The organism is Loktanella agnita (assembly GCF_046640325.1).
Lineage (GTDB): Bacteria > Pseudomonadota > Alphaproteobacteria > Rhodobacterales > Rhodobacteraceae > Yoonia > Yoonia agnita.
This window is the reverse complement of the sequence record NZ_JBJMBF010000013.1, coordinates 54,900-79,436: the sequence shown is the minus strand read 5'-3', so window position 1 is coordinate 79,436 and position 24,537 is coordinate 54,900. Positions and strand designations below refer to the sequence as shown.

Here is a 24,537-nt window from a genome sequence, read left to right as displayed (position 1 = left end):
CTATCGTGATCCCCGCCTCTGGCGCGGATCAATCTTTCCCTTTGGAGCTTCAGCAAGCAGAAAAACGGTTTCCGGAGGACCCTCCGTTTTTCAGCCTGCAAACGTCCCGCGCACCCTTCCTGCTTATCCCCATCGAAACAAGGAGATAGACCAATGGCAATCGATGGAAAAATCACTCGCACTGACGACGACGCATTCACTGGCTGGATCGCATCACTCACCTTCGACGTAGACATCGTTCTTACGAAGAACCCTCACAAGAAAAAAGAAACGCACCCAGACTTCGAGATCACCACGCGCACCCCTCGCAACCGCCTGATCCGTATCGGATCGGCCTGGGAGCAGACCAGCCAAGCGGGCAACGACTATCTCTCGCTGGCCTTTGATGTGAACGGCACCAAGGTTCGCGTCAACGCCCTGCAAGGCGAAGGCAGTGACGATGGCGAATATCGCCTGGTTCCGCTGGCAGGCTAACGGCAAAGCAAGGGGCGGCGACAGTCGCCCCTTGCATCCGGCAGAGAGCGGTAGGTTCATCAAGCCTGAAGTCATCCCGACAATTTCCGCCTTCAATCACCGACGAAGGCACCCCCTCAGTTCAAACCGTGCTGCCAAGATGCAGCGGTTGTCTGAACAGCGGTGCATTGTCTTTTCATGAGACGCCCAAGTTGTGTGCAGAGCGAATAGGACTGGCAGTTTTTTGTGCTTGCAAGTCACACATAGCTGCAATGCAGCATTATCATTTGTTGCAGCGCAGCATTTTGCGTAAGATAGGTCCAGAAATTGATGTCAGCTCTTTCTCCTCCCAGAGAACCTGACATCGCAGCAATGGACTTTCATCCTCCTCCCGAGAGGCCATTGCGTCCAGAATTGGTTGTTGCATCTCCTCCCGCGGCGGCCCTTTCACAAACGAGCGGTGTCCTCCCTCCCGAGGCACCGCTTTTTTTGCTTTTAGTGGACACCTTTTGGGACCCTACCCTTCAGCACCAAGAGGATCGCTGTCCGCCTGAATACCGTCGCACGAGATCCTCACGGATCAGAATATCGCCGACATTCTGGCCATCGACAGAAAGTGTGCCGAGGCCACGCCCGTATTTGTCGCGGCTAGGCTGTGCGGCGAAGCTGATCTCTGTTGCAGCACGCACCAGGGCGCGCATCCGTGCTGTCGCCTGATCCCCGCGCAGCTTTTCGCTTTCGCATTCGGCGCGGTAAGTTTCCGGCGTATCAAACCCGGTCAATCGGTAGCGTTCCCCGTCTACATCAATGGTATCGCCGTCGATGACATAAATCTGGCTTGCGGAGAGCATCTTGGGCTGTGGCTGTTCGCTCAGCCAGTAGATCCCACCCAGCACAAGGGCGAACAGCACGATGACATTCTGAGCTCTCAAGCTGATGGCTCAATTGCGTCTGAACCATGTTCGGTGCCCTTCCTTACAATCAGCATCTCTTCAGCTGAAAACGGCTCCAGTAACGCAAGCGCGTCGTCAGTGCTGCCATGCAGCCACTGATCGTAGTGTTCAGGTCGCAAAATGACCGGCATTCGCTCTGGATGGACTGTTTCCGTCAGGGCGTTCCCGGTTGTTGTCAGAAACGTGTGCGTTTCACAGCTCTCGGGCCCATCTTTTGTCTCATATTTCGATGTTTGCCAAAGGCCTGCGAAAGCAAAGGGGGGGCGCGGCTCATCGCCATGGAGCGCAAACCAATGAAAGACCTGTGGATTGCCGCCCGGAGGCCATTCACAATACGAGCTGGCAGGCACAAGGCAGCGTCTGTCTTTGAATGCGAACTTCCAGAACCCCGACGTGGCTACCTTGTCTGATCGGGCGTTGTTCCAGACACTTGGTGAGATGATATTTCCCGTCTTCTTTGATTTCTTGGTGCTCCGGAATCCCCAGCTTAAGCTGACCAGTTCGCGCGCGCCGTCTTCATCAAGGCGAACGACCGGAGCGTCATACTTGGGATAGATCGCGCTGAGCGGTTCCGCATTTCCTAGCCGATCTTGCAACGGCTGGACTTTGAACAGCTGTCGCATGGCTTCGACCGCGGTTGTATTTGAGTACAAGTTACACATCGATGTCAGTCCTGCTATGCGGCGTACTTTGGAAATTTGGCCGATAATACTGAATTTTGCACATGTCGAACAGCATGGCATTGGGATCAGCTGCCTTTGGGCACACTTCCCTGGCAATTACAGTTCTGGCATCAGGTGCGTAGCTGTCCCAACCAACGAGGTCGCAATACCGCTTGTGTGAGTAGACACCGATGCGCTGACAGTCCCAGCAAACCAACACGATGGTCTTTTGCGACAAGTCGCAAACACGGGGACAGGCTTTGATTTTAGGGTTCGGCGACATTCGCAATACAGAACATAATAAGAACATTCGTTCAAATGGTGTTTGGCCCTTCAGCTAAGCTGATCAGGCTCTAGGCTGCGCCCGAAGCCAGCTTTGCTGTCTTCGCCCATACGGGTCACGATCCTTTGGGCATGTCCGCTTGCAGCGGGCCGAACAGGCGTTGCCATCTTCTCCATTGGATTGGAACAGCACTGCCTCCGCCATTTTGGGCGGCTCATGTCATGGACAGCCAACACTTGCGCCGGCTGTGGCCAGGCCCATCGAACGCAGTGAATAATCGGCAGTGGGTTGACTGAAGAGGTGCGGTCCGTTGGATCGTTGCGATGTGATCGCTTCACCGATCGCGCGAGCTGTCATGTCTTTGCCGTTTTGAAAAACTGACAGGAGGTTCCGGTGTGGATGATTTGGTCGTCGCCGTTTCGAGCCGCCTTGTTTCTTGTCGATGAATGGGTTGCAGATCTCGGCCGATCACGTTCCCTGCGCTTCGCTTCGGCAAGCAGAAATACGGTTTCCACCCAAGGGCGGACCCTCCGCATTTCCACTTGCGCGATCCTCCTTAACCGATCCGCTGAGTAACCCTCATCGAAACAAGGAGATCGAAAATGTCTAACAAAATGTTTACCCTCACCGTTCCCGTCACTTTCAAAAAAGATGGCAAAGACCAAACCAGCTTCCGCCGCGTCGGCGCCGTCTTCGAAAACACCCGCGACAACGGCGAACCGTTCCTCTCCATCAAGCTCGACTTCCCAGTAGCGGTCACTGAGCTGGTCGCCTTCCCACCAAAAGCAGATGGCGATGATGGCGACGTCACAGAATAAGGTCCTCCCAGACCTTGGGGCGGCAGCAATGCCGCCCCTTTTCTTGTTCCAAGAATGGCTGCGCCAAGACAGCATTGAGAAAGGCCTCCTCAGGGGCCTTTCACGATTGAGAGACGGTCGGGCCGGCGTCCGCAGCGCTCCCGCCCGCCCGGCACTATCCAGTTTCTATATCCGACCAACATCCCGTCCGTGGCCGGTCAAGGGGCAAGCGCCGCGACAAGCGCGTCGGCTTTGGCGTCTCCCGTGTCCTCGGCTGCGGCTGCGGGCCGCGCCAGAGACGCTTGCGCCCCCGTGACAGTCCCCGTTCAGGCCGTGGGTCGGGCTTCGCCCTCACCACTTGTTCCGCCGAATACATGCGTATTCGGACGAAAAAAGAGCCGAGGCGTAGCCCATCGGCGGAGGGTCCGTGCGTGTCCCCTGCCCTCTTTGGTAGTCCGTCCTGGCTTCGGCGCTGTGGCCTAACCCAGGACAGACGTTGCGCTGTTCGCGCGGAAGTTTGGCCAGACGGTAGCTTGCCTCGGCCTCCGGATCGAGGAGTCCGCCTCATGACGATCAAGATCGCATCCGTCATTCATCTTGCCAAAAACATCCTCGGGGGAACGCCCGTAGGGCGTGGGGGCCGACAGCCCCCTGCTACCTATGCGGCCCGCGGTACGGTTCCCCGACAAGCTGTATGTGTGGGCACCCCAAAACGAAACTCGTCGCTGCATGAAGTGAGCGAAAGTAGATGCAGTGTGCTTTGTTCGTGGACCAAAGAGTATGTGGCCTGCTGGCATAGTTGCCCGTGCCGACATGCCGTTGCAGCCACTGTCGGGTCAGCTCGTTTGTAGCGGGGTCAGCGCGCACACTGATACGAACCGGGAATTCCCGGTCCATGATTTCGTAGCGATGTGGTGACTTGCTGCCCATGAATGAGAACATAAGCAGAACACATCTGGCTGATCCAGAGGGTGAGGCCATCTGCGATCAGTAATTTCCTGGTCCCTTGGGATTCGGACAAGCCGAACGCCACTACGGGACGTTTGCGGCAGGGATGCCGCCGACAGCCAGCAAAATAGACATTCCCGTGTTGGCGGTTACTCCGCCTGCCCGCGCCAGTCATGTCGATTTGGCTCGCCGTCTCCCAATCCTGTCTTTCATCGCATTCGAGGTTTCAGGATCAGGCGCATTCGCGCTGTCCCTCAACCCCGACCCATTGGGTGGCAGACCCAAGCGACACCACAAAGGAGACCCGTCATGGCAAAAATTGATGTCTATGAAGAAGTGACAAATCAGATCATCGCAGCACTAGAACAAGGCGTGAAACCGTGGGAATGCCCGTGGCAGAGAAACGCGGCAGCCCTTCCATTGCGTGTCACAGGAGAAAGCTATCGGGGGATCAATCATATTCTTCTGAACCTCAAAGCATGGGCGCAAGGGTATCGGAATCCAGTGTGGATGACGTTCAAACAAGCAAAGGATTTGGGCGGGATGGTACGCAAAGGCGAGAAGTCATCGCTTGTCGTGAAGTATGGCACGTTCGAAGCAAAGGAGGAAGCACCGGAAGGTGAGGCCGACGCCAAGATGCGGGGATATCTGAAAGCCTATCGCGTGTTCAACGTGCAGCAAATTGACGGACTAAAGGAACAGTTTCCGACGCCTGATGAGGCCAAGCCTTTGGCAACGCGGCCTATCGAACAGCTTTCGCACATCGCGGCGGACGTGATCGAGAATATGGGTGTCGGCTACGAGGAAGGCGGGGACCGCGCGTGCTATGTTCCGTCTTTGGATAAGGTTCACATGCCTGAGTTGTCGAAATTCAAGGGCGCGGAGTTGTTCTATTCAACCCTGTTTCACGAGTTGTCCCATGCGACTGGTCACAAGCGTCGATGCGATCGGACGAAGGAAAAAGCTGGGTCGAAGTTTGGGAACGCCGTCTACGCGATGGAAGAGCTTGTGGCCGAGATATCGGCAGCAATGATGGGGGCGCAGCTTGGTTTTCAACCCGGTCACATTGAAGACAGCGCGTCCTATGTTCAATCATGGCTGACGGTCTTGCGGGATGACAAGCGTGCCATTGTTAAAGCGGCAGCAGCTGCACAGCGCTCAGCCGATTATCTCATGTCGAAATCAGGAGAGGTTGCAGAGGCCGCGTAGGCCCCTGCCCCACTGTCGTTGGATGCAATTTGCAATTTAGATGCAAGAAAAGGCGACTGAGGCAAATACGATGCCCAGATCAAGTTTTTCGTCTTCGCTCTGCATCGAGTAGAGATCAGGCATATTCATAAACTACGTCCATTTCGTCGCGTGGGATATCATCGTACCACTTTGGGTCGATTTCTCCGGTGTTCCATTCAAAAAGATAGCCAACAATCTCGCCGGTCTCGGCATCGCGGATGCGGGCAATTGCTTTCCCTTCTTTCTTTCGTTTTCGTGCCATCCTGTGTCCCTCTACGAGGCGTCTCAGAGGGGCCCTGACTCCGCCAGCAGCGAGGGCGCAGCCCGTCCTGCGGCCGGAACCGGATTGAAGACAGGGGGCCGGAGGGCTGAAAATTGGGGGGACCGCGCGCAGCGTGGGGGTGCCGATTTTCTGCGTGGAGGCTGGCGCGTTCGCGCGGCATCACAACCCCTGTTGAAAGCCGTGGCTGGATGGCAGGCGGATCGTAAAGCAGATCAATGCCGACGCGCCTAGAGCGAAGCGGAGGGGGCGTCGTCCCTTGCTCCAATCAATCCCGCCTGTTGCGGGATTTCTCTGGTCTCAATGCGTCGGAGTTCAGCTAGGTGTACTTTTTGATCAGCTCAGCGATCACATCATCCAGCATTTCCCAAAAGAGCGTTTCGAACTGTCCCCGTACCATGGCGGGATCGGAGCGCACTCGCAGTGGGTCATGTTCATCGCGCATGGCATCTAGGATCGCGCCGTCGAGGCGTTTTGATGTGTGATATCCGTCTTGCATCGGAAGTCGGTCTGCATCGGGTTTGGGGACAAACGTCGGTGAAAGAACGAATTTCTCCGTTGCACGTCGCCCAGCAAGCATCACTATGTCTCGCTGCTGCAGCCCCTTTTCAATCAACGGCTGCATGGCATGAGCTTGGTCGATCCTAACAGCAGCATCTAGAGTGATTTGCCTGTCATCGCGTGGTGAATTGGAAGCATTCGGTTCTTCTGCCGGTTTTGGTTTCGGTCTTGCTGCAATCTTCTTTGCCTTTGGTGCTTTGGGCTTGGCGACAGGTTTCTTTGCCTTTGGTGCTGGAGTTTTGGTCTCTGCTGCAGATACTTTTGGCTCAACAACAGCAGCTTCCTCATTGGTGGTTGTCGCGTCTTTGCTGGGATTTGCCGATTGTTCGTTAACCCCGGGGATTTTGACGTCTGGCGGCATGTCGCTTTCAACCGCGCGGAAGCGCTCGAACGTATGTGAATAGTTTGGATCGGCACCAGTAATCTTCGGTTTCTTGCGGCGTACCATTATTCAGCCCCCAAGATTTCTGAGAGAATGTCTTGGGCCTCTTCGACGGCTTCGTCAAAGTGCTTGGCGTGTGTCCGAAGAAGAGCATACCGTGAAGTGCGTCTTTTTTCGGCGATGTCATGGAGGAAGCCGTCTGCGTCGGCATCCATGTGCTGGTTGCGGTGCATGAAGTAGTTTTCCATGATGGGGAAAAGACGTAGAGCTTCGTCCTCTATCTTCTTTTGGGCCATAGTGGGTTTGTTGGGCACGTCGGCGAAGATGATACGTAAGCTAGGCAGTGCTGTCGGGTCGTCAGTGCGTTCACGAAGCCCGACATACCAATTGAAAGTGTCTTTCGTAATTGAGAGGTCTTTCTCTGAGAGCTTCATAGGCACGACGAGGAAATCGCTACTTGCTGCCAGATCATCTGCCCAGGCTCCGGCTGCGCCCTGTGTGTCGACGAAAACTATGTCGGTTTCGCCAGATTGCCAGGCTTCTTCAATCACCTTTTCTAGGTCACTGGAAAATTCAAGTTGCTGTACTTTTACCAATGGGTCATCGATCTCGACTCGGTGAAACCACCGGTACAATGCTTGCTGTGGGTCGGCGTCGAGCACGAGACAGCGTTTGCCGTCTTTGACGGCAGCGCTGGTGATTGCCTGCATTAGCGTTGTTTTTCCTGCGCCGCCTTTTCGCGTCATCACTGTGACGACTTTCATATCATCATTCTGCATTCTTCTGCTCTCTCGCGTGTTGCGTGTCGCTTTTCGCGTGTCGCTTGGGATTTGTACTTATTCGCATTCTGCTTGTCTCATGCAGCGTGTCGCGTGTCAATTATCGCTTGTCGCCTATCGCGTGTCCGTTTTCAGTTTCGCTCGGCGCGTGTCGCGCGTCACGCATTGCGTGTTGCGTGGATAAAAATACGTTTCGCGTTACGCGTGCACATTATCGCGTGTCTGTGTACGCTTAACGCGTGATCAAGGCCGCGTGTCGCGTGTCGCGTGTTTGTTGTCGAACAGGGTCCAGAAGGTGCATTTAAGATCAGTCGGGTGGAGATGGGCCAACCGTGCGGACTCAAACGACCGCGTAGCGCCACGGAGAGGGGGGCTACAGCGCCACTTCGCGAAAATATGTAGTCCGGGTAGCGCTCGGGCTGTTTTGGCCCTGCAGGGGGCGATTTTCAAAGCTGAGGATCACACGAGCTGACATAGCTTGCGAGTTTTTACATCTGTGACCTCGGTTTTGCAAACTTCGGCGCGAAACGGAATACATACCTCAATTGACCCAAAACAGCAGTATTGACACAATACTGCATTTTTGTATTCTTTCGGTATGTATGAGGATGGCAGGAAATAGGGGTTCTTTGTTCGTATGCCTAAAGGACGAATTCTAACACCAAACGAGCGCCTGGTGATAGTGCGTGAGGCGTCGAAAGGTGCTGACGTGAAAGGGCTTGCCCTGCGATTTGGGGTCACGCGGCGAACGATCCACTATACAATCAAGCGCGAAAAAGATCGGCGTCGGGACACTGGGATAAGAACTGCCGCCGCAAGCGTAACGGTGACACCAGACGAGATGGACGCGTTTGATCTGGCGATTTCAAAACATGGATTTGGCAGTCGGGCAGACGCATTGCGGGCGCTGATACAGGCGACGAATGGCATTTTCGTCCCCGATGATCACCTGTCTGGCGAGCTGGCCGGGTTCCGTGCCGCCCTAAATCGTGTTGGTAACAACATCACCCAGATTGCGAGGCGGATGAACGAAGCAAAAAAGCGCGGTATGCCTGCGCCGTGGTCGGACAGGCAGTACGAGGAAATCAGGGCGCTCGCAGGTCTGATTTTGGAGATGGGGGATCAAGCTGATTTACTCATCAAACGGCGCAAGGATGCCATGACGGTGACGGTGAACGAGGTGTTGAGGGAGTTTGCTCTTGGCACGTAATAGCGCCGTCGAGGCTGTCACAGGTGAGGTGTTCCGGGAGGGATGGGACCGTGTTCGCGGTTCTATGCAAGGTCTCAACAGTAAGAAGCACGGACAACTCTATCGCGCCGCACGCGGTCATCGTTCGGCGGTGTTCAAGGCCATCAAGAACGGCGGGACGCACACGAAGGGCCAACTCAGCAATCAGCTTTCCTATATCACGCGCGATCATAAGCTGGCGCATTTCGTGGATAGTCGCGGGACCTTCGATGGGAAGACCAAGTTCGAAGACAAAGACATTAAGAAGATCACGGATCGGTTTGCCGAGCGTTGGGACAGTGGATTTCGCCCAAAGATGGGCAATACCACGCACATGCTCATGTCATTCCCGAAAGGTACGAAGTCGGAGGACGTGAGAGACATCGCATCTGACGTATGCGAGCGGTTCTTTGAAACCGATAAAGGGCACTTTGACTATGTGATTGCCGTTCACAAGGATAGGGATCACCCGCATGCTCATATCGTCTTGAATAGACGGTCCCAGGAGGGAGAGTTCTTTTATCTGGGTCGTGATCATCGATTCAATTATGACGATTTCCGGCTCGCGATGGTGGAAGAGGCCGAGAAATACGGCGTGAAGTTGGAAGCGACGCGCCGGGTTGATCGCGGCGTTGTTCACTATCCGCCTAGGACCCGAGAAATCTACGCGGTCAAGCAAGACGCTGAAAACGGTGTGGTGCGTGAACCCGAGCAGAGAGAGCGGGTAGGGCGCGATCTTGCACGGACGCTGGCTGAAATTGCCAGCACGAGACTCGTTTATCACTCGCTCGCTGCGGAGGCCTCAGCCGACAGCCGAGAAGAAATATCCGAGGCCCTTCTGAAAGCGGCAGAGCTTTTGGGCAAGGGAACAACCATTCAGCATGATGGAGACATTTACATGGGAGCCGCCGAGGACTTTGACGATCTAAAGGGGCAGTATGCCGATACTGTTGAGGAAGTGCAGGCCCGCATCGCACGGCTTCCTGAAGGTGAACGGGCGGCCAATGAACGAAGGCTGAACGACATCCAAGTCGGCCTCCGTCGGATGCAGCCGCTTGGTCTGCGATCTGTGACGCTTGAGCAAAAGCCTTCAGAGGGCGGGATTTATTCTGAGACGAATATCAACAGCGAACTTGTTGGGCGATTGCAGGATGCAAGCACGCGCGCCCAGATTGACTACGCTTTGCGAGGGACCGGGATCAGCGCTGATACCGTCGTCAACCGCATCGCGACCGGCGCACCAAACGCGGCGCTAGAGCGTCAATGGGTTGCTGACGATCTTGCAAAAGTTGCCGAGGCACAGGGTTTAGACCTGGAGCGCAAGGACGATCTTGAGGTTGCACGAGAGCGCTTGAACCAAGTGCATGTAGAGTTGGGCACGGCCCTTGAGCGGGCAGAGGTGCTGCGCGATGACGGCGTGATTGAAGAAACTCGCGAAATTCGCTTCCACTTTGATCAGGAGCGTCTGGACGATACCACGCGGGCGGTGCGCCAAGAATTGAGAGGGCAGGGGGTCAATGAAGCGCAGCTTGACGCCCGTGCCATTGAGATTGAAAACCGGGCGTTTGACCGGGTTGAGGCAGAGCAGCGGGACTATCTCGCAACGCGGCCTGAAATTCTTTCTGATCCAGGGGCTGTCTACCGCACAGACGAAGAGGGTAGGGGGCGGATCACAGATCGGGAGCTAGCGGATCGGCTTGATCGGGAGATTGACGTCATCCTTGACCGTTCGCCCGCCAATCAGAGCATTTCCGAGGCCGTCGCATCCGATTTCAAGGATCGCTACCCCGACATGCCCGATCACGTTGCACGAGGCTTGGGCGATACCTACGAGACGAGCTTCCGTTTGAATAATGAGCAGGAGTTGCGCGAGGCAGAGCTTGAAGCCGCCGATGTTGAGACTGCACGAGAAGCCGCGCTTGAAGCGAACCGGAATGACAATGGGATCGCGCAGACTGAAGCCGATGGTATCTCGTCAGCTGATAGGCGTGAGTTCGATGAACTCGAACGTCAGTTTGCGCTCACAGATTTCAATTATCCCTATTCGGATGACCCGAACGCGCGTGATGTAGGGCGCGAACAAACGCAACGGGCGTCAGATGCATTTCGCTCGTTTGCGGCGAGGTCGCCACTACACGCAGCTATGGCTTCGAGTGCATGGGATCGCGCAACGGATATTATGCGAGGGCCAGAGGGATATCTGAGGCAGGAGAACCGAGAGCCAATTCTGGAACGCGCTGAAGAATGGGAGTTGATGGGAAGACCAATCACTCTGGAGGAGATGGAGCGTGCGATTGAAGATGATCGAAATGATGACATCCAATTGGAGTGGCTGCAAAATTCGGGAATTGAACGTGCCGAGCAAGAAGGCATAGCCGCTCAAGAGATCCGCAACATTCGCGCGATGGAGATAGACCAAACCAGTCTTGATCGTATGAGTTCGCGGGTGCGTGATGAAATCATGGCTGAAAATGCTGAAACCGAGAGTTTCGATCAACGCTATGAGCGTGCGGAAGCCATGGCTGCGAGCGGGGCCATCGAACATACGGCTCGGGCCCGCATTCTGCAAGAGCGTGAAGAATACCTCAGTCAAAGACCGGAGCTTGCCGCAGAGCGGGTCCTTCCATACTCGGATCTTCCTTTTGGCGCGAAGATCGAGGACCGCGAGCGCGTCGATCAGATCAGTCGCGAAGTGGACCGGGTTATGGCTGATCGTGACAATCGCGGAGAGGTTTCAACAGCCGTCGCCGATGATTTCCGCGCCCGTTATCCAGACATGCCGAACCATTTGGCCCGTGGCCTTGGCCGGACGTATGAGGTCGCAAGTGAGGCGCGCGATAGGGAAGCTATTCGTGATTATGAAGAAACCCGCATCGAGAACGAAGAAATCCGGCGCGTGGTTGAGCATGAGAGGTCTGACGACGTGTCGCCGTCGCTGGCAACGGACGAGCAGCGTCTCAGCTATCGCGAGCAGGTCGAGAAAGAGCTTGACGATGAGCAGATCGAGCGGTTGCGGGAAGGTGACAGCGACGCCTTGGAGAACATGTCTAACGACAGGCTAGACCGTCTCTACGCTGCGAAAGCCTATCTACAATCGGATGCAGCAACGGCGAACTCTGAAGCCTATCGCGAGGTCGTGGAACAGATCGCCGAAGAGCAGTATGAGTTGCAACGAGACCGGCTAGTCGACTCTGAACGCGAAGGAGGGCCGGTCCATGGGTAAGGGTCGCATTGCATTTGGCGTCCTCATTCTTACGCTGTTGGCACTCGCCATCGGCTATGTCGTTTCTTCTGCTGTCTTAACGTTCAAGGACTTAGGTTTTCAGGCCGATATCGACTTTTTCTATCTCGCGGAGAACTACTTATATCTTCGCCAGTACAGGCCTGAAGACTACCGGCTTGTGAACCTCATCATGGCTGGGATCGGCATTGCTGGTTTGATGATGAGCGTTGCCGTGTCCGGTTCGGCGCTGACCAAGTTCGGCCTCACGCATTGGCAGAAGAGCGGGGAGCTGGCGAAGAATGGGTTTTTTGGAAAGCCCGGAACAGGTTTCATTCTCGGTAAGCTGGCGAAGCCAAAACGCAAAGGCAAATACCTGGTTGCTAAGACCTTCCCGCACGCGCTCATTGTTGCGCCGACCGGTCGAGGCAAGACGACCGGTTTCGTCATACCCAATCTTCTAACGTGGGAAGGCTCTGCCGTTGTCCTGGATGTGAAGGGGGAGAACTTTGAGGCGACCGCACGACATCGTTGCAAACAGGGAGATAAGATCTTCCGCTTTGCGCCGACCGATTTTGAGGATCGCAGAACGCATCGCTATAACCCTTTGCTTCGCATTTCCGAATTGAAGGACCCGGCGCAGCAACAGATGGAGCTGCAACTACTCGCAACACTGTTTCTGCAGAATGAGAACGACCGCGTTCAAGGTCTCTTGAAAGGTGGGATCGATCTATTCGTCGCCGCAGGTCTCTTGGCATTCGAGCGCAAGAAGCCCACGCTTGGAGAAATCTACCGCATCGCGGCATCTGGCGGGAACAAGCAGAAGGAATATATGGCGCGCGGCGTGGAGGTGGAGAACGAAGCTGCGAAGCTGATTTTCACGCGGCTCGCCTCGACCAACAACGAAACGCTGACTTCCTATGTGTCGCTGTTAATGACTTCGGGCTTGGACCAATGGCAGAACCCGGCCATTGACGCTGCAACACAGGAGTCAGACTTCGATTTCCGGAAAATTCGAAAGGAGCCATTCAGCGTCTACCTAATTGTTCAGCCTCTGATGGTCGAACCAATGGCGCCACTGATCCGGCTGTTCTTTTCTGACCTTCTGGCGTCGATGCAGGACAAGGAACCAGGTCCGGACGAGCCTTGGCCGGTCATGATTATGCTCGATGAGTTCAACCGGCTTGGAAAAATGCCCATTGTGACGAAAAGCATCGAGACGCTGCGAGCGTATCGCGGGCATCTGGCAATCGTCACCCAAACGATCCCGGCGCTTGATGAAATCTATGGGGAAAACACCCGACGCGCTTTACAAGGGAACGCTGGGGTAAAGCTCTACCTTACCCCATCGGATGAAAAGACGGTCGAAGAGCTGACTAAGGCTGTCGGAAAGACGACAAAAAAGGTTGTCACGCAGTCGCGGGCAATCGGCAAAATGCCTTTTGAGGGTCGCAGTCAGTCGGTGAGGACGGAGGAAGTCTCATTGCTTCCGGAGGACGAAGCCAGGCGCTTGCCGCTTGATGAAATCGTTATGGTGATCGACGCGCAAATGCCTATCCGAGCAAAGCGTATCGAGTACTTCAACGATCCATTCTTCACGGGCATCCATGCTGCGCAAAAAGGGGATCTTCCTTTCCCAGATAATGAGGTTTCCACTTCTATCGCCACAGCCGAAGAAGAAGTCGAGGAAGAGGATTTGACAGTCGAGGCCGGGGTTGAAACGCCTTCACCAGAGCCAACAGTAAGTCCACCGACTGACGCGGCGGCCCAGTTGCCTGCGGCGACGCCGACACCACCGCCAGCGCAAGGCAAGTTGCCAATTGAACCTGTTGATCGTCCAGCTCCGCGGCGCGAGTCTATTCAAATGGCTATGGCTACCAAACAACGTGAGACACTGCGCACGTCTAAGAGAAAGAAGGCCAAGGGTGTGGTGGCAGTTGATGCGGATCAGCAGCGTCAAATCGAATTGAACCTAGCGATGCAAACCGAGTTGATCTTAGAAGTGCCGACTGATGCGGATGTAGCCGAGCTGCAAAAGGCCATGGGTGATCTGGAAGACTTCAGAGATAGCTTGCCTGAGGAGGCGGACGTTACGCGGGGGCTAACTGCGAAAGCTGTTTAAGAGGGCAGTGGGGCGCTTCAATGCAGCGTCCGCGGAGGATGATCGAATAGGATTACGCGGAATCCTTCTGGATCGGAAGGCGGTGTAACGAGCAGGAATATTTCGTGTGATCCCTCTTTCTCATATAGGCAGCGATACTTACCCTTGTGATCGCCTTCGTCGGTAATTTCATCGTAGCGACAGGTGTAAGTAATCCCGGCGCTCTCCCATTCCGAGATACCTGATAAAGTGATCAGAGAGAGCGGTGTCCCATCGAGCATGATGAGCTTTTGATCAACAACGATTTGTTCCATGGGCATCCGACTTGTTAATGCGAAGACGGCCCGCGATGCGAGCCGTCTAGGGGATGTTGAATGCTAGCGCCCAATACGCTTGTTGCGGTCTATTTGCGCTTGGTAGTTTGGCGCTTGCCCTGCGTTGGGGTTGGTCGACGGCTGTGTGTTTGCGGGTTGTTGTTGCAAAGGAAGACCGTATCCTGGTCGAGTGGGCATTGGTTCCCTTCCCATCATGGCTCTTGTCTGAAGACCTGCTGCTGTAGAACCTGAGGCATTGCCCATGAGATATGCGTTGCGAGCTTGTTGCGAACCAAAGAAACCGCGACCAAAGTCATAGCCGCCGCCGAGCCCGCCAGTCATCGCAGGCATCATTATGTTGCCTGATATAGCACGCACAATGAACGGCGTCGCTATGATGAAGCCCTTAGCCATGAGTACCATCATGAAAAACGGGACAAGAGCACCAATGTTTGGTGCTGCTGTAGGGTCACCAAGTTCGCCAAGTAGAGAAGTTGAGACACCTGTGATCGTTGAAAAGACACCTGCGATTATGATGGGGTATATGGCAAAAGACACAGCTGCTGTTAGCCATCTCGCGAAGTAGTCTTTTGTAACATCGAAAAGAGTAAGAAAAATCATAATAGGCGCAAGGCCAAGGAGAAGGGAGATCATGAGGCGGGACGCGACCATAAGAAACGCAGCGAGTGCGCCCAAGAGAGAGAGCAGGAATACACCAAGGTTGGAAAGGATGGCCCCAGCCATCCAGTTCAGTTCTTCTCCTGCGGCGTTAAGGTAGTTGCCAAAATCGGCGATCATTAGGTCAAATTGTTCTGCGTAGGTGCCCGAAGGACCTGGTGTGCCGCCGCCAACGGCTGCAATCAGTGATCCGGCGATACTGTCAATGCCGCTCAAGATGGCCGAGCTCAACAAGTTAAACTGTGTCCAGTTTTGAGCAAATATCCCTATTAAGACGATCTTCGCACCCAGCCAAAATGCTGATTTCCCGTCCATAGCTCGGTATTGGAAAACCATATTGATGCAAACGAGGATCAGAACGAAGGTCACGCCGACGGTCGTCATTGTGCCGACTGTTGCTGCCACTGCACCAAATTGCGTTTCTGCGGCGTCGTCCAGAAAGCCCTGAGACGTATCGACAAGGTACGAAACGACACTCATGTTTTTCTCCTACATTACCAGTTGCCGACGGCTTCACACAGCGCTTTGACGGAAATGCGCACAGCAGTGCCCTGGTCTTGGAATTCACGCCGGGTTTGCATCAATTCAAACCCTTCGACGTGTAGATAATTGTCGTTGAATCGCTGAACGGCGTTGTCCCACGAAGGATACAGGGTTTCGCATTCACAATCTCCTGCTTCCGAAACGCGCTCATATCCTTCCAACCGGTAGATCGACTGTATCAAGAGTCGCTTGCTACTTTCGCGGACATGCAAGTTTCGCATCCATTCTGGTTCAGGCGGACGTTCCTGACAAAACTCGTAATTGCGCTCCATCGTTGGCACTAATCCCTCAGCTGATGTGAGCGACGGCGACAAGCAGACGGCAGCCGCGAGCAGTAGGCTGAATGTCTTCATGCTCGTTTCTCCTTTTCACCTTGCATCTCTTCTTCCGAAAACTCGTATTGGAGCAACACGGTGTAGAGCCCCTGCATCCCTTGCATGTGCGTCATCGAGATGATCTTCCAACCATTGATTGTGTACGAGGCAATTGCTTGTTCCATGTCTTCATGTTTGAATTTTTTGTCCTGAACAAATGTAAGAATTTTCGGTATGAAGCTTTTTCCATTGCTCATCATGGGGCCTCCTTTCCTAGTTCTGTGCCAGGCAAATAGAATTCGGTAATCCCACGCTTGCCGTCTTCACGGCCCGCCTGAATGATCACGTCAATTGAGCTTTCGATGTAGTCTACCATATCCCTATAAGGTATTGGGACTTCTGTCTTTAACGCTGCGATTGCTAGGCGCTGGACTGCCAGTTGAGGCGTTTCCGCGTGTAGGGTGGTCATCGATCCGCCGTGGCCAGTGTTGATGGCCTCAAGGAACGTCATGGCCTCTTTACCGCGTACCTCACCCAGAATAATCCTGTCAGGGCGCATCCGGAGGGTGGAAGTCAGCAAGATATCGGCCGTCTGGTGTGGCGCGTCGCGGTTTGAAATCAACGTGACCGAATTCGGTTGCGTTGGCAGCAGCTCTGCCGCTTCTTCAATGGTCAAAATCCTTTCAAGGTCATCGACGTAAGAAAGGATTTTCCGTGCCGCCACTGTCTTCCCTGTAGACGTTCCGCCAGAGACGATCATGTTGAGCTTGTTTTCAACGCAATGACGGATGGCCGCGTCGATGTCACCGCTAGCCACGACTTGGCGAAGCTGTCGGTTCTTTTCTTGGCGCCGCTCTTCCAGCTTACGTTCTTTTCCATAGAGGAAGCCCAATTTGATTGAATCGAGGGGCAAGCTGGAAAAGAACCTCAAACTGATCGACATGCCCCGATTTACGGCGGGAGGTGTGATGACCTGTGCGCGGATCGGGCGGTCACGATAGCTGATTGAGACCGAGACGATGGGCTTGTCCTTGGAAAGTGGCGTTCCGGCGTCAGACGCGATCTGGTTGCCGAGGTCTTTGACTTGATCCTCTGTCAGAGTTTGTGAAAGGCGAGACATGAAATGGTCGCCTTGGAACTCTCCCCAGCAAGAGCCATCCGGGTTGATGCAGACTTCGATCACATCTTCCCGTTTGGCGTCCTCTAGCCGATCAATCGAGGATTGAAGGTAACTCAGCGACATAGGATCAGAAAATCTCCAAGTCACGATCAACCATGACGGTGATACGCGCTCCTTGGTCGACGTAGATCACAGGTTTGATTGAAAGGTATTCACCGATGATACTGCCTGCTGCGTCGGCGAGGTCGTCGCCAACGTCTGCAAGCACATCTTCGGCAAGTTCATCTTCGGTTTGGTTTGCGGCAACGGTTGGCGTCGCGGATATCAGAGAGATTAGCGCTGCGGAGCCGAAGCGCTCGGTAAAGCGTGAGTCAACGAAACCAGTTGTTCCAGAGCGTCCAAGTTCATCGGCTCCAAAGGAGCTGATCTGAACGGATTGATTGGTCGGTAGGATGATGCGGTCCCAGGCAACGGTTACACGGCTTTGAGCAATCTCCGCACCGGAACGATAACGGCCAATGAGCCGTGATCCAGCTGGGATAAGGAGGCGTGACCCGTCATAGCTGTAGACGTTCTCAGATGTGATCGCTCTTACTTGGCCCGCAAGCTCGCTAGAAATAGCGGTTTCCAAAGCTGCCTGAATGACTGTGCCCTGAATGACCGTATTTGAGGGATTTGCGATAACTTCGGATTGGGTCACTTGAGATGGGAGGGCACCGTTGAGAACGAAGTCAGTGACATCTCCGAATGTCCGTTCTGCCAGTTCGGTCCCTGGACTGCCACTTGTTGCTCCGCCAAAGGCGATGGTTGGTGATTGTATGCGGGCTTCTTGGAAAGCGCGTTCCTCGTCCGCGCGGCGCTGTAATTCCGCCAAACGCCGAGCTTCTTCTTCGCGGCGCAGTCGCTCTTCTTCCCGGAAACGCTGTTCGTCTTCGGTTGGGCCAGCAGGTGCAGGGGCGGGGGCATTTGCTTCCAATCGCGCTAGATCGAGGTCCATGCGGAGCTCCTGAAGCTCACGATCGCGCTCCGCCATTGAGGCGGCAAACTGTTCCTGTGCCGCTTCCGAAGCAGCCTGCAACTCTGCCAATTGTGCGGTCAGCGCATTCATCGCGTCTGCAGCTGATGTGTCCTCTTCCACAACAGGTTCAGGGGCATTTTGTATCGCCTCAATCTGAGCTTGAAGTGATGCGATCTGAGCAAGGAGTTCGGCATTGGACTCAGGATTGGTTGCTGGGACCTCGACAATTTCAGGTTCGGGTGGGGCAGGGGGCACGAATGGCTCGATTGCACCGAAGCCATCGCCCTCTGGTTGGAATTCGTCAGGTGTCGCGGTCGTCAACACGACTTCTTCCTCGGGCTGGTTCAACATGTAGAAGAATGCACCCGCCATTCCGATCAAAGCGGCAACGAGAATAGCAATTACAGGCGAGCGGCGTTGCGATGCAATTGGCGCGCCCGCAGCACCGGCTTCGAGACGCGCAAGACGTTGGTTAACTTCTGCTTGGTTCGGATCATCGCTCATGATGTGCCCCCCGTTGCATTTGCTTGAATGCAGACCACGGTTTCGCCAAGGCGCAGCACCCATTGAGAGTTCACGCCAGATACGCGGATCACGCGAGGATCTGTCTGTTGTGAGTTGACGGTGCGCTCACGGCCGATTGAGTAACGGAAGATTGCGGGAACAGGCGCATTCCGAGCGAATTGGAAGTATGTGAACGTACCGTCATCCCAGATACGCGTTGGTGTGATCTCTGATCGTGAGCTGGCGCCGTAGTTGTAGTTCGGTGCCTGTGCAGCGACGGCATTCTGAGGTCGTCTTTGTTCATCAGGATAGCGGAACTGGACCACATAGAAGGTGGGTGAGGACACTTCTTTCACGTTGAAATAGTAACTGCGGCGGTTGGTGTAGACGGTCACATTGGTGTGGACGCCGCGCGCCACCGGCTTAATCGCGAATGCCTGCCCGCCAGGTACGCCATCAAGTTCAAATCCCTCGGTGTCACCGGATAGGATCGAGCGAATAGTTTCACCGTCTCCAAATTCAACAGTGGTCACATGCGTGAGCGAGACATTCAGGCGGAAAACCTGGCCGTCTTGATAGGTGGCAATTCGCACTCGCGCGTCGTTGGGGCCGCGGCGCGGCGTGGCTTCAGCAAGAGCTGTCGATGCCGTGAACATCAATGCCAGCAGGGCTATTCCGAGACTGCGCATATCAGTTCTCCAATCTGTCTGAACGGATCGAGTATTCGATCACTGTGAAGCCAAAGGGGTTCGTCCAAACCTGATCAATCGTACGGGCTTCTTCGGGCCGGAACTCGAAAAGCATGGTCGCAGTGAACAGGCCAGCTTGTACGCCTTGAATGGAGGTGAGCCGCTTTCGCAACCGGACGGTCGCGCGGTTCTCTCCAATCAAGTTTACGCTGAGAATTTCGACGTCCAGCGTAGAGTTGCTGCCGTAGACGGTTGGCGGGTACTGGGCGTTCGCGCTGTTCCATTGGGCGCGCACAGAGGCTTCGGCGCGGCCATCTGAACGCTGCAAAACACTGTTGATCCGGACGTCGTTGTCCAGCTGATTGTAGACCTCACGATCAGTTACATAGCGGAAGATTTCAGCTTCGATCACTGCCTGATTGCCAGTGACCGCGCTTGCGCCAACAGAGACTTCAGGCAACGCAAACCCCGTTTCGGGATCGTAGGGCACGACCACCGGGGGTGGGTCCACATCGAGGATGGCGACAGCGACGGCACCCAGGCATCCGAGAAGACCAAAGGTTAGTCCGGCTAGCCCGAGCTTCTGCCAGAGGCGTTCACGGCGCAGCGCACCGTAGACCAGCTCTTCCTCAATTATCTCTTTCTCGTTGTGCAATATCTCAATCCCTCAATGTTAATCGCCGAGGTCTGGAATGGTAAATTCCATGAAGTTTTGCTCTTCAGCGATGGTGGCTGCATCGATGACACCACCGGTGCCGTCGCCTACGGTTTGAACGGCTTCGAGCTGCCACATCGCGACGAGTGCAATGGCCAGTTCAGCCGTTACACGCGTATTCAGGTCGACGCTTTCTTTGAGTTCGTCCATGTCATCAATCAGGCCAACAAGGCGGTCGACGCGCTCAAGCGATTGGCCCGCATCCTCGTAGCTGTTCTGCGCTGCAGACGAGACGAGGGCGCCGGTGGTCGCTTGCGTTGCGATACGTTCAGCTCCAGCGTTACCGCTCGTTGCCATTTCGTTGAGCGTGTCTTCATCAAAACCGAGGTCTGCAAGAACGCGACCCATCTGGGTTTGGATTTGGCCTGCGCCGGAACCGCTGAGGCCTGAAAAGTCACCTGTTCGAATTGCTTGGATCGTCGCTTGGATATCACCAAACTCTTGATCGAGAATGCCGTTCAACTCGGCTTCCATCTCGGTCGCGACCACTTCTGGGAGTTCAGCCAATCGGGTGAGTGCAGCATAGGTTTCTTGGAGCTGCGCCAATTGATCTGTGAGTGTGGAGAGTTGTTCTCGAAGCTGCAAAAGCTGCTCATTTTGGAGCAACTCATCTTCGATCATCTGGCGTAGTTGCTGGATGTTCTGGGCGATGTTCTGAGTGTCTACGACGGGCACGCCTTGCGCAAAGGCAGGGGTAGTGATCAAGGTTGTTGGTGCAGCCAGACCGAACGATAGAAGGGCGGTAATAGCGAATGCCCGAACGGTGTTGCGGACGTAGGTGATGTGAAGCGTTAGTGCGCGCATTAGTCTAGGTCCTCTATAGTGAAGTTCATGAATTCTTGTTCTTGCATCCGAGCTGCCGCGAGACGCAGTTGCTCAGCGCTTAGGGGTTGGGTCCGAGCGGCTTGCAATCTTGTTCTTGCTGCAATGAGGCGGACCAGTTCGGCTCTTGCGTAGGTGTTCAACGCTATGGACTCCTGTACATCGGCGGTGGAGCCAATGCGGGTCACGATATCCCGCACGCGAAGGGCGGCCTGACGAATCGCAGTAGGGGAACTGCTTCCATAGATGGCTGCACCCGTACCCATCATCGACAGGTTCGAGTTCGCCAGTAGGGCAGGGTCGATCGTGCCGAGAGCCTCGATCCCGCCGATCCGCGCCAGATACTCGTTGTATTTCTGCGGAATGACGGTGACGTAGTGCTGTGTTTCTATGAAAGGTGGCACACCGCTATATTCGATCACGCGGCCCGGACCTGCATTGTAGGCGGCCAGCGCAAAGATGATGTTGCCATCAAACCGGTTGAGCTGTTGTGCCAGATAACGTGCGCCGCCCTCTACCTGTAGATACGGGCTGGTTCGGTATGCGGGATTGATGCCGAGATCCCCAGCGGTTCCGGGCATGATCTGTGTCAGACCATAGGCACCGATAGGGCTCTCTGCGCGGATCACGAATCGGCTTTCTTGCCAAATCAGTGCTTGGATCAACGCTCGCCACTGGACCACTGAAAGACCAGCCGCCGAGACGCCAAGGCGACTATGGGTTTCTTGCGCCACGCGAATGATGAGCTGTTCGATGTTCTCTGCCGCATCGCCAAACATCTGATCACTAGCGGGATTGGGGTCGAAATCGGCGGTCCCATAGACGGCTTCGACTGTTCTGTCGCCATCTCCAACGCCATCTTCTAGGCCAGTGACCATTCCGGAAATTGCAACGCCACCAGCTTCAAAACTCGTTTGTGCGTCCAGAATGGCGTCCAGAACTGAAAGCTGTTCGCGCTGAATCTCGGATATGGCCTCTTCAACCGCGAGTGTGTCACCCTGGACGGCCAGATCGGTTTCCCGATCCGCTGTTTCGATGATGTCGCGTGCTGTCAGCCCAGAATCGACAACCGGCACGCCCTGGGCAAACGCGCTGGTCGAGACGCCGAGCATCAACAGTGTTGCGACGGTGTGCTTACTCATTGGCAATGTCTTCCAAATCGAGCAGATCATCACCGCCAAGTGCTTCGAAATTGCAGTCCATGGGCGCAGGACCGCGCGACACGAAGCTAAAGCAGTTGGCTTGCGGCTCTTGATAGTTCGAGCAACCCGCGATCACACACAGCATCAGGAAACAGATCAATTTCTTCATTGTTGGAGCCTCCAAAAGTCAGGCCGATCCCGGTAATCGGAACCGACGAGTTTTTCACCAGCTTCCATCCCGCCAAGGATGGTAAGGTTGTCGCCAAGCGCGCTAAGGTCTGCGTCTACGACGACCGAGCCTTGGTCATCTCGAATGAGTGCCAAGCGCGAGTTTGTGCCTGTGCTGAGAAGGGTATCCAGCTCTTTTCCGTAGAGATTGAGCATCTGATAGTCCGATGCATTGGCACGAATGTTCGGGAGAAGAACCTGCGTCGGCACCGCCTCAACTATGGTTTTGCCGGTACGCGTCCGTTCAAGCTGGCTCGCATACTGCGTCATCATTACAGCCACGGTGTTCTGCTTCCGAGCTGTCACCAGCCATTGTGATAAGCGTTCAGCAAAATACTCGTTGTCGAGCGCCTTCCATGCCTCATCAATGATGATGATTGTGGGGCGGCGGTCCTCGATCTTTCGCTCAATTCGGCGGAACAAATAGCTGAGAACAGCCATCCGTTCCTTGTCGCTTTCGCTGTCTAGGATTCCGGTCAGATCGAAGCCAACCAAATCCCCATCCAGCGAAAAGGTATCTTCAAGGCTATGGCCGAAAATCCAGCCGAAACGGCCTTTGTCAGCCCATTCAAGAACGCGCTGGTTCAAGTCACCGTCATCATCCATCGACATGAAGAGTGATGCGAAGTTCTGCCAATCCCGTAGGCCCGGATCGGTGGCCTGAGCGTTCTGACGAACGCATTGAACGATCCTGTTGGTCTGTGCAGGTGTGAGCGGCTTGTCTTCGCGGTAAAGCAAGGAACCGAACCAGTCGGAGAGCCATGCGATCCCGCGCTTGTCCACTTCGGTCCACAGCGGATTGAGCCCTGTGGGCATCCCGCCTTGTATCGTAGTGTAGCTGCCTCCATTGGCCCGCACGGCCATTTCCATACCCTGCCGATAGTCGAAGACGAAAACGCGGGCGTTCGCGCGAACCGCTTGTGTCATTAGGAAGGCTGAGAAAACCGACTTACCAGACCCGGGACGGCCCATAATCAAGGTGTGGCCGCTGGTGGGTTCTTTCTCGGGCGATCCCGCCTCGTGATAAGAGAAGCGATAAGCGCTTCTTTCAGGGGTTGGGAACATAGAGATAATGCTTCCCCAAGGGACTTCTTGAGCCTGCTTTCCAAGTTGGGTCCGGTGAAACGGTGCAAAATCCGCGAAATTGACGTTCGTCACGGTGCTGGCGCGTAACCTCTTGGGTTGATTGCCGGGATGCTGGCTGAAGTAATGTGTGTTTGCGCCCAACCGATCGCTGATCATTGTCACACCTTCGGAGGCTGCGGCGTTCACAATCTCAGCACCCAGAGTTTCGAGCCCTTCTAGGGTGTCCGAAAACACGGTGACGACCATATGGTGGTCACCCATGCTCGCCCGTTTTGAGGCCAAATCATCGGCAAGAAACGGTAGTTGTTCTCGCGCTGAGATTTCTGCGTCATCAGTGGCCTGTCGTCGCTTTGCCTCGCGTTTGATCCTCGCAATCGTCAGGTTTGTGTTCACTGGCGTGAATGAGTGCGTGACAATCATATCGACGGGCAGGTTCAAGCCATCGAACATCGTGCAGGAGGTGTTCTGTGGATAGTCTTTAACACTGTAGCTTTTGCCGTAGCGTTTGCCAGCAACGCCCTCAGAAAGTTCAAAGTAGTCGCCGAAGAAGGTTGCCCGCGTATTTGCAACAGAAGACGACATGAAACCGAATTTTGACGTGTGGTAGAGTGGCAGTTCTTGTCCGGTGTTCAGTGCACCGAGAAACCCCACCAACTCACCCTTTTCAGCGGAAAGCAGTGTTGGTTTCAGTTCTGCTAGCCCGGACATAAAGATCCCGACCGCTTGGTTGAGGCGGCTGACCCGCTTTGCAGTCTCCTCGCGCAACGTTTCAGGGGACGGCTTTCGCATGTACCGCATAAACGTCTTTGGCGGAGGGCGGTGGATTACTGTCAGCGTAAGAGTCTTGTCACGCAACCCGCTGTTTTCCATCTTAGTCTGCCAGAGGGCGTCAACCTGCGATGCAAATGTGTGTCCTTCGATGGGTTCAAGGTCCACCTTGATCGCCTTGGAAACCTTGTGAACGTAGTAGCTGAACTCTTGGCCTAGCTGTGCAATCAGGCGTGCAAAAAGGGCGCGTGTGTTGTCGAGATAGTCGTCGTCGGTTGTGTAGCTGTTCACGCCTGTAATGCGGATGCATTGGAACAGCTCGTTGACACGCGTGCGCACCGTATGGTCGTCAACCAAGCTCACGTACGGCAACATGTGAGCCAGTTGCTTTTCGTGCTGGAACCACTTTGGCATCAGTGTCCGCTCATCCAAATCATCACGGGGCATAACTGTCTCCGCCATGGATTTTTCTGTTTCGCGTGCCAGGTGTTTCTTGCAGGACCGTCATTAGGACATCTATGAAACGGGGATCCCAGTCGGCTGCTTTCCACAGAACCGGATACAGAGCTGCGCCGATGCCAAGCACCGCAAAGCTCTGTACCCAGATAAACAATAGGGCCGTGCCGAACATCCAGACTACCGCGTACATGATTGGCAGCCCAAACAGCGTTGATGGTCGAACTAGACCTTGGAACAGAGTTGATTTCTCAGCCACGTCT

At 54.9% G+C, this 24,537-nt stretch carries 24 protein-coding genes; 6 read left to right on the top strand and 18 right to left on the bottom strand.

Going from position 1 to position 24,537, the window contains the following annotated elements; all coding sequences use genetic code 11:
- Window positions 1-153: 153 nt before the first annotated feature.
- Window positions 154-474 carry a DUF736 domain-containing protein gene (locus ACJ5NV_RS15055; RefSeq protein WP_411644991.1) on the top strand — a complete coding sequence of 107 codons (321 nt, stop codon included), beginning with the start codon at window positions 154-156 and terminating at the stop codon, window positions 472-474.
- Between the two features lie 503 nt (window positions 475-977).
- Here the strand turns inward: ACJ5NV_RS15055 and ACJ5NV_RS15050 are convergent.
- The gene (locus ACJ5NV_RS15050; protein ID WP_411644989.1) at window positions 978-1,385 is read right to left on the bottom strand and encodes a thermonuclease family protein; all 408 of its coding nucleotides are present in this window, start codon (window positions 1,383-1,385) and stop codon (window positions 978-980) included.
- On the bottom strand, window positions 1,382-2,068 hold the full coding sequence (locus ACJ5NV_RS15045) for an SOS response-associated peptidase (RefSeq protein WP_411644987.1): 687 nt from the start codon (window positions 2,066-2,068) through the stop codon (window positions 1,382-1,384). The genes ACJ5NV_RS15050 and ACJ5NV_RS15045 overlap by 4 nt, the downstream gene beginning before the upstream one ends.
- Before the next feature lie 885 nt (window positions 2,069-2,953).
- Between ACJ5NV_RS15045 and ACJ5NV_RS15040 the strand changes: the two genes are divergently transcribed.
- Together ACJ5NV_RS15040 and ACJ5NV_RS15035 are read left to right on the top strand one after the other, a co-directional pair.
- Window positions 2,954-3,169, top strand: coding sequence for a hypothetical protein (locus ACJ5NV_RS15040; protein WP_411644985.1), 216 nt, complete (start codon window positions 2,954-2,956; stop codon window positions 3,167-3,169).
- A gap of 1,236 nt (window positions 3,170-4,405) precedes the next feature.
- Window positions 4,406-5,305: an ArdC family protein gene (locus ACJ5NV_RS15035; protein ID WP_411644984.1), complete on the top strand. Its 900-nt coding sequence runs from the start codon at window positions 4,406-4,408 to the stop codon at window positions 5,303-5,305.
- 115 nt (window positions 5,306-5,420) lie between these two features.
- Here ACJ5NV_RS15035 and ACJ5NV_RS15030 read toward each other — a convergent pair whose 3' ends face one another.
- The 3 genes from ACJ5NV_RS15030 to ACJ5NV_RS15020 all read right to left on the bottom strand — a co-directional run bounded on the left by ACJ5NV_RS15030 (window position 5,421) and on the right by ACJ5NV_RS15020 (window position 7,328).
- Window positions 5,421-5,588, bottom strand: a complete 168-nt coding sequence (locus tag ACJ5NV_RS15030; protein WP_411644983.1) for a hypothetical protein — start codon at window positions 5,586-5,588, stop codon at window positions 5,421-5,423.
- 337 nt (window positions 5,589-5,925) lie between these two features.
- Entirely contained in the window at window positions 5,926-6,615 is a 690-nt protein-coding gene (locus ACJ5NV_RS15025) for a hypothetical protein (protein ID WP_411644982.1), read from the bottom strand.
- Window positions 6,615-7,328, bottom strand: a complete 714-nt coding sequence (locus ACJ5NV_RS15020) for an AAA family ATPase (RefSeq protein WP_411644981.1) — start codon at window positions 7,326-7,328, stop codon at window positions 6,615-6,617. The genes ACJ5NV_RS15025 and ACJ5NV_RS15020 overlap by 1 nt, the downstream gene beginning before the upstream one ends.
- A gap of 709 nt (window positions 7,329-8,037) precedes the next feature.
- Between ACJ5NV_RS15020 and ACJ5NV_RS15015 the strand changes: the two genes are divergently transcribed.
- Genes ACJ5NV_RS15015 through ACJ5NV_RS15005 form a run of 3 tightly spaced genes read left to right on the top strand, consistent with a single transcriptional unit; the run spans window position 8,038 to window position 13,898 of the window.
- The gene (locus ACJ5NV_RS15015; RefSeq protein WP_411644980.1) at window positions 8,038-8,538 is read left to right on the top strand and encodes a ribbon-helix-helix domain-containing protein; all 501 of its coding nucleotides are present in this window, start codon (window positions 8,038-8,040) and stop codon (window positions 8,536-8,538) included.
- The gene (locus tag ACJ5NV_RS15010) at window positions 8,528-11,779 is read left to right on the top strand and encodes a relaxase/mobilization nuclease domain-containing protein (protein ID WP_411644979.1); all 3,252 of its coding nucleotides are present in this window, start codon (window positions 8,528-8,530) and stop codon (window positions 11,777-11,779) included. The genes ACJ5NV_RS15015 and ACJ5NV_RS15010 overlap by 11 nt, the downstream gene beginning before the upstream one ends.
- Complete coding sequence (locus tag ACJ5NV_RS15005) at window positions 11,772-13,898, top strand: type IV secretory system conjugative DNA transfer family protein (RefSeq protein WP_411644978.1); 2,127 nt, start codon at window positions 11,772-11,774, stop codon at window positions 13,896-13,898. Before ACJ5NV_RS15010 ends, ACJ5NV_RS15005 begins: the two co-directional genes overlap by 8 nt.
- A gap of 17 nt (window positions 13,899-13,915) precedes the next feature.
- On the opposite strand, the gene ACJ5NV_RS15000 is transcribed toward ACJ5NV_RS15005, so the two are convergent.
- From ACJ5NV_RS15000 to ACJ5NV_RS14940, 13 genes are all read right to left on the bottom strand, one after another.
- Window positions 13,916-14,191, bottom strand: a complete 276-nt coding sequence (locus ACJ5NV_RS15000; RefSeq protein ID WP_411644976.1) for a hypothetical protein — start codon at window positions 14,189-14,191, stop codon at window positions 13,916-13,918.
- A 63-nt stretch (window positions 14,192-14,254) separates the two neighbouring features.
- The gene (locus ACJ5NV_RS14995) at window positions 14,255-15,349 is read right to left on the bottom strand and encodes a TrbL/VirB6 family protein (protein ID WP_411644974.1); all 1,095 of its coding nucleotides are present in this window, start codon (window positions 15,347-15,349) and stop codon (window positions 14,255-14,257) included.
- Window positions 15,350-15,363: 14 nt separating this feature from the next.
- Window positions 15,364-15,765, bottom strand: coding sequence for a hypothetical protein (locus ACJ5NV_RS14990; protein ID WP_411644972.1), 402 nt, complete (start codon window positions 15,763-15,765; stop codon window positions 15,364-15,366).
- Complete coding sequence (locus ACJ5NV_RS14985; protein ID WP_411644970.1) at window positions 15,762-15,986, bottom strand: hypothetical protein; 225 nt, start codon at window positions 15,984-15,986, stop codon at window positions 15,762-15,764. The genes ACJ5NV_RS14990 and ACJ5NV_RS14985 overlap by 4 nt, the downstream gene beginning before the upstream one ends.
- Entirely contained in the window at window positions 15,983-16,969 is a 987-nt protein-coding gene (locus tag ACJ5NV_RS14980) for an ATPase, T2SS/T4P/T4SS family (RefSeq protein WP_411644969.1), read from the bottom strand. The genes ACJ5NV_RS14985 and ACJ5NV_RS14980 overlap by 4 nt, the downstream gene beginning before the upstream one ends.
- Window positions 16,970-16,973: 4 nt before the next feature.
- Window positions 16,974-18,368, bottom strand: a complete 1,395-nt coding sequence (locus tag ACJ5NV_RS14975) for a TraB/TrbI/VirB10 family type IV secretion system protein (RefSeq protein ID WP_411644967.1) — start codon at window positions 18,366-18,368, stop codon at window positions 16,974-16,976.
- Window positions 18,365-19,057: a TrbG/VirB9 family P-type conjugative transfer protein gene (locus ACJ5NV_RS14970; protein WP_411644966.1), complete on the bottom strand. Its 693-nt coding sequence runs from the start codon at window positions 19,055-19,057 to the stop codon at window positions 18,365-18,367. Before ACJ5NV_RS14970 ends, ACJ5NV_RS14975 begins: the two co-directional genes overlap by 4 nt.
- 1 nt (window position 19,058) lies before the next feature.
- Window positions 19,059-19,712, bottom strand: coding sequence for a VirB8 family type IV secretion system protein (locus tag ACJ5NV_RS14965; RefSeq protein ID WP_411644965.1), 654 nt, complete (start codon window positions 19,710-19,712; stop codon window positions 19,059-19,061).
- A gap of 18 nt (window positions 19,713-19,730) precedes the next feature.
- Window positions 19,731-20,576 (bottom strand): type IV secretion system protein, encoded by an 846-nt coding sequence (locus tag ACJ5NV_RS14960; protein ID WP_411644963.1) that lies wholly within the window; start codon window positions 20,574-20,576, stop codon window positions 19,731-19,733.
- Entirely contained in the window at window positions 20,576-21,706 is a 1,131-nt protein-coding gene (locus ACJ5NV_RS14955) for a lytic transglycosylase domain-containing protein (RefSeq protein ID WP_411645048.1), read from the bottom strand. The genes ACJ5NV_RS14960 and ACJ5NV_RS14955 overlap by 1 nt, the downstream gene beginning before the upstream one ends.
- Window positions 21,707-21,728: 22 nt before the next feature.
- Entirely contained in the window at window positions 21,729-21,905 is a 177-nt protein-coding gene (locus ACJ5NV_RS14950; RefSeq protein ID WP_411644961.1) for a hypothetical protein, read from the bottom strand.
- Window positions 21,902-24,265 (bottom strand): VirB4 family type IV secretion/conjugal transfer ATPase, encoded by a 2,364-nt coding sequence (locus tag ACJ5NV_RS14945; RefSeq protein WP_411644959.1) that lies wholly within the window; start codon window positions 24,263-24,265, stop codon window positions 21,902-21,904. The genes ACJ5NV_RS14950 and ACJ5NV_RS14945 overlap by 4 nt, the downstream gene beginning before the upstream one ends.
- On the bottom strand, window positions 24,255-24,533 hold the full coding sequence (locus ACJ5NV_RS14940) for a VirB3 family type IV secretion system protein (RefSeq protein ID WP_411644958.1): 279 nt from the start codon (window positions 24,531-24,533) through the stop codon (window positions 24,255-24,257). Before ACJ5NV_RS14940 ends, ACJ5NV_RS14945 begins: the two co-directional genes overlap by 11 nt.
- Between the last annotated feature and the right edge of the window lie 4 nt (window positions 24,534-24,537).